The sequence below is a fragment of the Streptomyces sp. NPDC028907 genome, from assembly GCF_055564995.1.
This window is the reverse complement of record NZ_JBVHVE010000040.1, coordinates 1-10,316: the sequence shown is the minus strand read 5'-3', so window position 1 is coordinate 10,316 and position 10,316 is coordinate 1. Positions and strand designations below refer to the sequence as shown.

Genomic DNA, 10,316 nt, shown 5'->3' with positions numbered 1-10,316 from the left:
CAGGAACGCATTCCGAAGCTGAGCGCGCACTGGCTCTCCGAGCTCTGTGCAACGAAGATCATCCCGGTCCTCACCAATCCGTGAGGTGACCGGGCAGGTCCGGGCGGACCCGTTGACAGCGTCGCGGCGCTCGCAACGGTGACCATGGGACTCGCGACGGCGGCCATCCCAGTCGCCGACGCACCGCCCAGCTCTTGGGTGAGCTTCGGCATCGTTCCGCAGATTTTGCCTGAGTTCGGCGCCCTCCGGGCCGGCCAGGCCGATCCGGGGCACGGATCCCGCAGTGGCCGAGGCCGCAGTCAGCCGACAGATGATCGCCCACGAGCCACCGACACCGCCGCACCGCGGTCCTGACTCTCATCCCTCCACAGCCCTGCTCCCATGCCTGGAGGCATCCGTGCCAGTGCACCCCTTTTTCAATGAACAGTTCGACAGGATGCGGGAGACGCTCTCGCTCGGTCTGAGCCAAGCGGATCTGGAAGCCGCGATCCAGAACCATAGTCGGGAGCAGGCGCGCAAGTCCGCGGAGTGGGACTCCTCGGGGGTCCTGGTGGAGGAATACCAGGTCCCGGGCGCGCACGGTCCCATACCGGTACGCACATACCGGCCCATAGGTGAGTTCTCAAGTGTCCTGGTCTGGGCGCACGGTGGAGGATTTCAGTCGGGCGACCTCGACATGCCTGAGGGGCACGTGGTGTGCGGCGAACTGGCGCGCCGGGCGGACGCATTCGTCGTATCGGTGGACTACCGTCTGGCGCGGGACGGCGTCCGATACCCCGTGCCCATCGACGATGTCCACGCCGCCTGGTCCGCTCTCTGCCGGGGCGACCTTCCGATCCACCCCACGAGCCTGCCGATCGCCATTGGTGGTGCCAGCGCGGGAGCCGCACTGGCCGTCGCCACGGCGTTGCGCGCCCATGACCACGGCCCCCGGACGGCCGACGCCCTTATTCTCGCCTATCCCTTCGCCCATTTTCCCAACCCGGCCCTTGAGGAGGCGGTAGCCGCGGAGATGACGGCGCTGCCCCTGCGCTGCACGCCGGCAGCCGTGGAGGCCATGGTCAGGAACTACGTGGGAAGGATCAGCGACCTGCCGGCCGATGCCCTGCCCGGAGCGGCACTACTGACGAATCTGCCGCCCACGTACATCGTGGTCTCCGAGTACGACGACCTGCGCCCTTCCGCCGAACTGCTCGAACGACAACTACGTGAAGTCGGTGTGCCCGTCACCTCTCAACTCGCCCACGGCATGGTGCACGGCCACCTCAACAACCTGCCTGAGCTTCCGGAAATCGAGGAGTCGCTCGAGTTCCTGGCAGACGCGTTGCGAAAGGCAACCGTGCGGGATTCCTTGTGACACGCCGGTAGGTTCACTGACGCAGGTACCGCACGCGGCATCGGCATCGCCCGGACGACCCCACGCTCGCGGTTGTCGATCTGAGCCTCAACACCCAGAACTGAATTCCGCCTCCCGCGCGTGATCACCCATGCCCAGCTCCTGGAACATGTGGGCGTACGACTTCAACGGTGACCCACGGTAGTGGCCACCTACATCAGCTACCTGCGCCGGAAGGTCGACAGGCTCGGGCAGAGGCTGATCCATCACGGTGTCCAACCCCAAGGCTTCGCCGTGGTCGCGGTAGCGACGCTGCCCCTGGCGGCGAACGCGGGACCGGCGCGAGCCCAGTACCACTTGCCCTTCATCGAACCGTCCGAGTTGGTCACCGGCGTGGTGACCTGGACGCCCGTGGAGCCCTTGCCCGGGTAGTACCAGAAGTAGTGGCGTCGGCGCTCCCGCCCCAGCTCCCTACGACCGCGATCGTTGGCCGGATCGTCAGGTAACTGAAGGCGCAATAACGCGACTCGCCACCGCCTGGCTAACCCGGTGTTCGATTTAGTCGGTCACGAGTTGCGCGAAGCGCAGTGGAGGAAGTCCGGTGCGCCACCATCGTTGCGCCACGATCATCACGGATCCCGAGTCCAGCGGACGCCGTCGCGATGCTGCCCGGCCGCGAGATTGCCACGTTGGCGTCCTGGATGTCCGGTCACCCTGGCATCGCGGTCGTGTACCGGGACGGCCTGCCCGTCCCGTAGGCAGAGCCGGGCGCTTGGCCAGACCCGACCCGTGCGGATAGCCCGCACCAACCCCGCGCCGTGGGCGCGGCGGATCCCGTCGGCGGGTACTCCTGCCGCAGGTGCGACGGCTGCCGCTCAGCAGTGCAGGAACGGCAGGGCGCGCGACTGCGTCGCGCGGCGGCTGCGCAGCAGCGCGCATTGAAGTGTCCGCTGATCCGGGGGCATTGACGTCGGGACGGGTGTAGGTCCGGACGGGCCGGGGCTCCATGCCTGCGGTGCCCATCGTAGTCAGAAACGGACTTGGCGTCGGTCACTCCGTTGGCGGCCGGTGGGCACGGCGGAAGTCGCCGGGTGTGGTGCCGGTGTGGCGGGTGAAGAACTTGCCGAAGTTGGTGGGTTCGGAGAAGCCGAGGCGCCGGGCGATGACAGCGACGGGTTCGTCGGTGTGGGCGAGCAGCCGCTGGGCCTGCAGGGCGACGCGGGTGTCGATGACCTGTTTGACGGGCTGTCCGGTGGCGGCCAGGCAAGCGCGGGTGAGGGTCTTGACGGTGTATCCGAGGCGGTGGGCGTAGTCCTCGGCACGGCGGGTGGTGGCGTAGGAGCGTTCGAGCTCGGCGCGGAAGCGGGCGTAGATGCCGCCGTCGGCGGGCGGGTCGGTGTGCGCGCCGTGCCGTGGCAATCGGTCGATGTGCAGGAGCAGGGCCGCGAGCTGGAGTTGGAGGATCTCCGGGGAGACCGTGCTGGCCTGGCGGGTGAACTCGGCGCGCAGCTGGCTCAACAGCATGGAGACGGTGTCGTAGTCGCGGTCGGTGCCGAGTTGCCGGCAGACGGGTCCGTGCCAGTCGTCGAGGAGGCGGGCGGTGTTCGCGAAGTGGGCAGGGAAGGTCGGGGTGAACAGCAGGTGCGGGCCGTTCATCGTGCCGGGCTTGCCGAAGCGCTGGACCTGGCCGGGGCGGATCCACAGCAGCGTACCGGGGAGGCAGGGGTAGGTGACGAAGTCGACGGTGTGCTCGCCGTTGCCCTCGGTGACCAGGGTGACGGTGTGGAAGTCGACGCGGTGGACGCGCTGCAGGGAGGCGTCCGGCACGCGGCCGTGCAGGGCGGCCAGGTCAGTGGCCTCGAAGCCGGAGACCGGCGCGGCCGGCGGGTTGAAACCGAACCCGGGAATCGGTTCGCTGTCCGTCCGGGTGCTGTCGGCGGACTCGTGCATCGGCACGGTGACCTCGCTGATGTCCGTTTCTGACCAGGAAGAGTCTCCAGCGTATCTCGCCTTCCCGCTTGCGGAGAGTGAAAGTGGGAGATGCCGGGACGGCCTGACGGAGGCTATCCGCCCAAGTAGGAAGTGACCTCATGTACGGCACGATCACCATCGTCGACAAGGGCGCGGTCCGCGTCCACAGCTACATGGCCCCCGACGACAGTCTGAATGTCACCACCCAGCTGATCGAAACGCCGGCCCGGGTCATCGCGGTCGACGCCCAGTACGCGCTGGCCTACGCCGACGAGGTGGTCGCCTACGCACAGGGCCTGGGCAAGCCGATCGACCGGCTGGTCATCACCCATGCCCACCCCGACCACTTCCACGGCGCTGCCCGCTTCGGCGTCGCCGTGCATGCGCTGCCCGCCGTCCGCGACCAGATCGCCGCGCAGGGCGACGGCCAGGACCCGACCGGCACGCTCATCCCGGTCGCCGACGTCACCCCGACCGTCGAGATCACCCCCGGCACCGAGGTCATCGACGGGGTGCCCTTCGTCTTCGACGCCGTCTCGGGCGGGGAAGCCGCGGACGAGCTGGTGATCAAGCTGCCCGAGCAAAGGGTGCTGATCGCACAGGACCTTGTGTACCGCGACACCCACCTGTTCCTCGGCAACAACGACATCGACGGCTGGCAGAGGGCCGTGGGCACCCTGGCCGCCGACACGTCGTACGACACGATTCTGGCCGGCCACGGCCTGCCCACCGGCCCGGAGGTGTACTCCGAACTGCGCAGCTACCTCGCCGCCGCGCGCGAGCTGCTCGGCGACGACGGCGCGGCGTACAAGAAGGCGATCCTGGAGCGCTACCCCTCCTACGGTGGCCCCTTTTTGATCGACATCGGCAACCAGTACCTCTTCGGGTCGCAGAGTGTCTGAACCCATACCACGAGGAGATCGGGAAATGAGCAGGATCGTCGTCTTCGGAGCCGCCGGGAAGGCGGGCTCCCGTGTCGTCTCCGAGGCAGCAGCGCGCGGTCATGAGGTCACCGCCGTCGCCCGCGACGTCGCCCGGCTCTGCCGTCTCCCCGAGGGTGTGCGTTCGGTGGTGGGCGATGTCACCGACGCCGAGACGGTCGGCGCCCTGGCCGTAGAGGCCGACGCGCTGGTGCTGACCGTCGGCGGCCCTGACGCGCGCCTGTACACCGAGGCGGTGTCCACCGTCGCCGCAGCCGTTCGCGCCCTGGGCTCCAAGGGCCCGCGTATCGTGCACATGGGCGGCGGGGCCAGCCTGCTGAACGAGGACGAGGTGCGCTACTTCGACTCCCCCCGGTTCCCCGAGGAGTTCAAGCCGTACGCCATCGGGCAGATCGAGGCCCTCGACGCCTACCGGACGCTCGGCGCGGACGTCACCTGGACGTATGTCTCGCCTCCCCCGGTGCACTTCGCCCCCGGTGAGCGCACCGGCAGCTACCGCACCGGCCTCGACCACCCGGTCGTAGGCGACGACGGGGAGGCCCGCATCTCCTACGAGGACTACGCGGTCGCTCTCCTCGACGAACTCGAAACCCCCCGGCACCTCAACCGGCGCTTCACCGTCGGTCACTGACCCTCGCAGTCACCATGCCTCCGTGGTGACTGAAGCCTCCTACCAGCACCGGACCCTGGGCCCATCACATGACTGTCCTGACAGCGGCGCGAGCAGCACGGTTCACCACGCTCCTGCACGACATGCGGCGCGTCACAGGCGTGGACGCGGTCATGGGCTCCCTGGTGGCGGTATCAGCCACGAGTACGACCCGGCCGTGCGCCGGGAGCAGATCCGTGCCGCGTTCGCCGTTCCGATCCGGGTTCCGGCCCCCGGCGGTCTCCGTGCCCCCGGTGTGAGCGCGATATCCGCGATCACACCGGGGGCCGGATACATTTCACGGTGCTCACCTCGACCCGCGGCGTCGAAGTGCCTCTTCCCGGACCGGCTCGTCGGCCGCTTCGACCGCACGCGCCTTGTCGTGGACCGCTGCTCGGAGACAGGCCCCCGGTGCCGCGCGGCGATCGATGGCCGTCGCCGCGTCCTGAGCCTGGCGGCCGTTCCTGCGTACGGCCAAGCTCCTACGTCATCCAGAGCGATCCGCGGTTCCCGCTCCTGCGCCGAAACGGCGCGGGCCGCAGTGCCTGTTCCTCACGGCCGGATACGGCAGGTGATGTCGTCGCTGGGCAGGCGGCCTGTGATCAGGTAGGTGTTGACCGTGTTGGTGGCGCACGCGGGGGTGGCCGGGATGCCGTACACACCGTGGTCCCGTCCGCCCCGGACCTCGAGGAATCGTGAGCCGCGCAGGGCGCGGTGCATGGCCAGGCCGCTCGCCGCCGGTGTCTGGGAGTCCCACTGGTTCTGCAGGATGAGCGCGCCCACCTTGTTGTCGACACGTGTGGCCGGTTCGGCGCCGCGCGGCCAGAAGGCGCACGGTGTGATGTTGGAGGTGAAGTCCCCGTAGAGGGGGAGGCGAGCACCGTCGCGGATGGCGTCGCGGCGGTATCGGGATGGGTCGCGGGGCCATGACGCGGAGTTGTCGGCGCAGACGACCGCCCAGTGGAGCGCCTCGAAGTTGGCTTCGGAGGGGTCCGCGGGTTCGTCGGAGGGCCGGGGATCCGGGCGGGTCGCGCGGGCCTTGCGGAGGCTGACGACATCGCGTGCGGCCTGGTGGGGGTCGTAGAAGAACATCGGTCGCAGCGACTCGCGGATGTCGGCACCGGTGACGGCCCGGTCCTCGAAATCGGGGTCGCTGCCGTTGTACTTGAGCGGCGTGCGGTCGGCGCGGGCGACCAGCCGGAAGAACGCGGCGCGAACCTTCGCGGGGGTGTCACCGAGGTGGTAGGTGCTGTCCCGGCGGGCGACCAGCCGGGTCCAGTCCCGGAACGCCGGCTCGACGCCCTCGGCCATGGCCTGGTAGGTGCCCCGGCCAAAGCGGTTCGGGTCCACCGAACTGTCCAGGACGACGCGGTCGCTGCGGGCCGGGAACATCTGGGTGTAGACGGCGCCGAGGTAGGTGCCGTAGGACACACCCATGTACGAGATCCGCTTCTCACCCAGGAAGGCACGGATGACATCCATGTCCCGTGCGGTGTTACGGGTGGTGAGATACGGCAGCCGGGCGCGGTCCCGGGCGGCGCACTTCGCGGCAAAGCCACGGGCGAAATCGATGTTCTGACCAAAGGACGCCGGCCGGTACGCGCGCGGCCAGTTCAGTTCGTTCTTGGTGAGGCCGCAGTTCAGGGGGCTGCTGGCGCCCGTACCGCGCGGATCGAAGCCCACGAGGTCGTACCGGTCCCGGACGCTCTTGGGCATGACCTCCGTGTACGCCGAGGGATTGCCCAGCCCTGCGGCCCCCGGCCCTCCCGGGTTGGACAGCAGCACGCCACGCCGCTTGCCGGGGACGCTGGTGCGCAGCCGGGAGATCTCCATACGCAGTGTGGGTCCGGCGGGCCGCGTGTAGTCGAGCGGCACTTTGAGGGTCGCGCACCGCAGGTCGGCGGGGTACTCCTCGGCGGCGCCGCAGCGGTGCCAGGCGGGGCGCTGGTCGTAGTAACGGTCGAGGGCGGGGGCGGGGGAACGGTCGGCTCCGGCGGCTGTCGCCTGGGCGGTGGGAATACACAGGCTGACGGTCAGTCCGGCCGCGACGAGGGCGGCCTTGCGTGCGGTAGGCATGACAAGGACTCTGCTTCCCCATCCAACCGGCCCGCCTCGGCCGAACGGCCAGAAAACGAAGGCGATCGCGGTGGACCCTCGGCCGAAAGGCAGTTGGAGCACGCATGGGCCGTCATCGCTGGTCGCCGGCCATGGAGTCGCAACCTCGACCGCCCGGGCCCACCGACGAGTGCCGCTCCCGAGACCACGGCACATCTCACCTGTGCGCGGTGACTGTGCTGATCATGCGGGTGGACCATCGCTCTCCCTGGGCCATGCACCGACCGAGACGGCGATGGGCGGGTCTTGTCGGCAGGAGGTGCGTCGCGCTGTCACGAGGGGGCGCGGAGTCCACGGCAGCCTGCGTCTCGCAGGCGGTTCTTCCAGGCCGTCAGCCTCAAAGTTGACGCGCCGCCATACCTCAAGCTGACAGAGCCGGGCCCGGGTATCAGCCTCAGGTAGTCGGTATTTCGGCTGATCCGAGGGGGCCGCTGCGAACCCGACGATGAAGGAGTTCCCGGCCGGGCACAGATCTGGACCCGCTCCCGGCTCTCCCCCCGTTATCTTCTTCGATCGGAGCATGACCTCGTGACCACCCTGCCGCCCGTTTCCCACACGCCCGCTGTGGCCGCCCGCGCCACCAAGCTCTCCAAGGTCTACGGAGAGGGCGACACCAAGGTGGTGGCTCTCAACCAGGTCAGTGTCGGCTTCGGACAGTCCCAGTTCACCGCGATCATGGGACCCTCCGGGTCCGGCAAGTCCACGCTGATGCACTGCGTGGCCGGGCTGGACTCGTTCTCCTCCGGCTCAGTCCGCGTGGGTGACATCGAGTTGGGGTCCCTGACGGATAGGCAGCTCACCAAACTACGCCGGGACAGGGTCGGCTTCATCTTCCAGGCGTTCAACCTGCTGCCGACCCTCACCGCGCTGGAGAACATCACACTGCCGATGGACATCGCGGGCCGGACGCCCGACCAGGAGTGGCTGGACACCGTCATCCGAATGGTCGGTCTGTCTGACAGACTCAGCCATCGTCCCGCCCAGCTCTCCGGCGGTCAGCAGCAGCGGGTCGCCGTCGCCCGGGCCCTCGCCTCCAAGCCCGAGATCGTCTTCGGGGACGAGCCGACCGGGAACCTGGACTCGCGTGCGGGTGCCGAGGTCCTCGGGTTCCTGCGTAACTCCGTAAGGGAGTTGGGCCAGACCGTCGTCATGGTCACCCATGATCCAGTCGCCGCCTCCTACGCGGACCGGGTCGTCTTCCTCGCCGACGGGCGGATCGTCGAGGAGATGTACGAGCCCACCGCGGACGGGGTCCTCGATCTCATGAAGTCCTTCGACACCAAGTTCCGTACGAGCTGAGCCGTTCGAGCCGGCTCGCACCGAGCCGTACGGACCGACACGCACCCCCTGATCGACCCCGTCCTCCTCTGCCCTCACCTCACCGGGACCAGACCATCATGTTCCGCACAGCCCTGCGCAACGTCCTCGCGCACAAGGCCAGACTGCTGATGACCGTGCTCGCCGTCATGCTCGGCGTCGCGTTCGTCTCCGGCACCCTGATCTTCACCGACACCTACAAGAACGCCTCCGACAGCCAGACGGCCAAGAGCTACGCCCACGTGGACGTCCAGGTCGACGAGAACACCGAATACACCGGCGAATCCTCCGGCATCAGCCGGAAAACGCTCGACGCGGTCGCCCGACTTGACGGCGTCGCCGACGCCGTCGGACGCGTCGACGGGAGCGCCTACGTCGCCGACAGGGACGGCGGGCTCATCGCAGACGGCCTGTTCAACGAGGCCGCCAACTTCGCGCCGGGCAAGAACGGCAAGGACCCGCTCTACGTCTTCACCGACGGCAGCGGCCCCACCCGGGCCGGACGGATCGCGCTCGACAAGGACACCGCAGACAAGGGTGGCTACCACGTCGGCGACACAGTGCCCGTCGCTCTCACGGGTCCGGCGAAGACGTACGAACTCTCCGGCATCTTCACCACCGAGAACGAGCAAGTGGCCGCAGGCGGCAGCCTGGTGCTGTTCGACACACCGTCCGCGCAGCGCCTCTTCCTCCAGCCGGGCTTCTTCGAGAAGGTCACCGTCACCGCCGCCCCCGGCGTATCGAGCACCGAACTCGCCGTCGCCATCAGCAAGGTGCTCCCTCACTCCGCGAAGGCCAAGACCAGTCGGCAACTCACCGCCGAAGAGGTCCAGCTGGTGGCGGGAGACGCGATGACACTCAATGGCATCCTGTTCGCCTTCGCCGGCGTCGCGCTCTTTGTCAGCGTCTTCCTGATCGCCAACACCTTCACCATGCTGGCCGCCCAGCGCACCAGGGAACTCGCTCTGCTCCGCGCGGTCGGCGCCTCCCGCAGGCAGGTCACCCGGTCTGTGCTGATCGAGGCGATGGTGGTCGGCGCCGTCGGCGCGGCCGCCGGGCTCGGGCTCGGCGCCGCCCTGGCCGCCGTAGCCCGTGCCACGGTCGAATTCGACGGCGGGACACCGGACGGGCCGCTGATCGTCACGTCGACGACCGTGCTGGTCGCGGCTGTCGTCGGTGTCCTGGTCACCATGGTGGCCGCCTGGCTGCCGGCCCGTCGCGCCGCGAAGATCCCGCCGGTCGCGGCCATCGGCAGCGCACACCTGCCCGCCACCACCAAATCCCTGGTGCTACGGAACGTGCTCGGCGGCATCCTCACGCTGCTCGGCGCGGCGGTCGTCGTCGCGGGTACAGGGGCCGGCAGCTCCAGTGGTGGGGGGATCGTCGGGTTCGGGGCCTTCCTCTCGGTGACGGGCCTGCTGGTGCTGATCCCGTTGCTGTCCCGGCCGGTGATCGCGGTCGTACAGCCACTGCTGCGGCGCGGCTTCGGAGTCTCCGGCACCCTCGCGGGCCGGAACGCCGTACGCAGCCCCCGCCGCACCGGCGCCACCGCCTCCGCGCTGGCCATCGGACTCACCCTGGTCAGCGCTCTGACCGTGCTCGGTGTCACCCTCGGTGAGTCCATGGACAGGATGACCACGGACATCGTCAAGGCCGACTACCTGGTCACGGCAGGCGGAGTGCGCCTGGACGCCTCGGCGGTCGCCGCCCTGCGCAAGGTCCCCGGTGTGAGGGCGGTGTCACAGGAGCAGCAAGGGTGGATGCAACTCGACGGCAGCCAGCAGGACGTCACCGCCGTCATCCCTGCGGACTTCGACAAGGCCCTCCACCTCCCGGTGGTCTCCGGCTCGCAGGACGCACTCGCGAAGGGGCAGGTCGCCGTCGACGAGAACCTCGCGCGGTCGCACGGCTGGAAGGTCGGTGACAGCCTGCCGGCGGTGTACGGGGACTCCGGCAAGAGCCGCAGGCTGACCGTCGGGGCCGTCTT

Annotated in this window: 8 protein-coding genes; 6 read left to right on the top strand and 2 right to left on the bottom strand. The window is 69.0% G+C overall.

Features of this window, described 5'->3' with window-relative positions:
* Positions 1-397 precede the first annotated feature (397 nt).
* Together ACZ4UU_RS44950 and ACZ4UU_RS44945 are read left to right on the top strand one after the other, a co-directional pair.
* Positions 398-1,357: an alpha/beta hydrolase fold domain-containing protein gene (locus tag ACZ4UU_RS44950; RefSeq protein ID WP_471909246.1), complete on the top strand. Its 960-nt coding sequence runs from the start codon at positions 398-400 to the stop codon at positions 1,355-1,357.
* A 183-nt stretch (positions 1,358-1,540) separates the two neighbouring features.
* Positions 1,541-1,768 (top strand): hypothetical protein, encoded by a 228-nt coding sequence (locus ACZ4UU_RS44945; RefSeq protein ID WP_471909245.1) that lies wholly within the window; start codon positions 1,541-1,543, stop codon positions 1,766-1,768.
* 618 nt (positions 1,769-2,386) lie between these two features.
* Here the strand turns inward: ACZ4UU_RS44945 and ACZ4UU_RS44940 are convergent.
* The gene (locus ACZ4UU_RS44940; protein ID WP_471909244.1) at positions 2,387-3,286 is read right to left on the bottom strand and encodes an AraC family transcriptional regulator; all 900 of its coding nucleotides are present in this window, start codon (positions 3,284-3,286) and stop codon (positions 2,387-2,389) included.
* A 140-nt stretch (positions 3,287-3,426) separates the two neighbouring features.
* On the opposite strand from ACZ4UU_RS44940, the gene ACZ4UU_RS44935 reads away from it, so the two are divergent.
* Both ACZ4UU_RS44935 and ACZ4UU_RS44930 read left to right on the top strand, forming a co-directional pair.
* Positions 3,427-4,209: an MBL fold metallo-hydrolase gene (locus tag ACZ4UU_RS44935; protein WP_471909243.1), complete on the top strand. Its 783-nt coding sequence runs from the start codon at positions 3,427-3,429 to the stop codon at positions 4,207-4,209.
* Between the two features lie 25 nt (positions 4,210-4,234).
* A complete protein-coding gene (locus ACZ4UU_RS44930; protein ID WP_471909242.1) occupies positions 4,235-4,879 on the top strand; it encodes an NAD(P)-dependent oxidoreductase in 645 nt (214 codons plus the stop codon).
* A gap of 570 nt (positions 4,880-5,449) precedes the next feature.
* On the opposite strand, the gene ACZ4UU_RS44925 is transcribed toward ACZ4UU_RS44930, so the two are convergent.
* On the bottom strand, positions 5,450-6,973 hold the full coding sequence (locus tag ACZ4UU_RS44925) for an alpha/beta hydrolase (RefSeq protein WP_471909241.1): 1,524 nt from the start codon (positions 6,971-6,973) through the stop codon (positions 5,450-5,452).
* 567 nt (positions 6,974-7,540) lie between these two features.
* Between ACZ4UU_RS44925 and ACZ4UU_RS44920 the strand changes: the two genes are divergently transcribed.
* Both ACZ4UU_RS44920 and ACZ4UU_RS44915 read left to right on the top strand, forming a co-directional pair.
* The gene (locus tag ACZ4UU_RS44920; RefSeq protein ID WP_471909240.1) at positions 7,541-8,311 is read left to right on the top strand and encodes an ABC transporter ATP-binding protein; all 771 of its coding nucleotides are present in this window, start codon (positions 7,541-7,543) and stop codon (positions 8,309-8,311) included.
* Positions 8,312-8,409: 98 nt separating this feature from the next.
* The coding region (locus ACZ4UU_RS44915) for an FtsX-like permease family protein (RefSeq protein WP_471909239.1) at positions 8,410-10,316 on the top strand (1,907 nt) is incomplete at its 3' end.

Bases quoted from the DNA above. Each gene is read 5' to 3' on its own strand.
- ACZ4UU_RS44940 (WP_471909244.1), bottom strand. From the start codon at position 3,286: ATGCACGAGTCCGCCGACAGCACCCGGACGGACAGCGAACCGATTCCC.
- ACZ4UU_RS44935 (WP_471909243.1), top strand. From the start codon at position 3,427: ATGTACGGCACGATCACCATCGTCGACAAGGGCGCGGTCCGCGTCCAC.
- ACZ4UU_RS44930 (WP_471909242.1), top strand. From the start codon at position 4,235: ATGAGCAGGATCGTCGTCTTCGGAGCCGCCGGGAAGGCGGGCTCCCGT.
- ACZ4UU_RS44925 (WP_471909241.1), bottom strand. From the start codon at position 6,973: ATGCCTACCGCACGCAAGGCCGCCCTCGTCGCGGCCGGACTGACCGTC.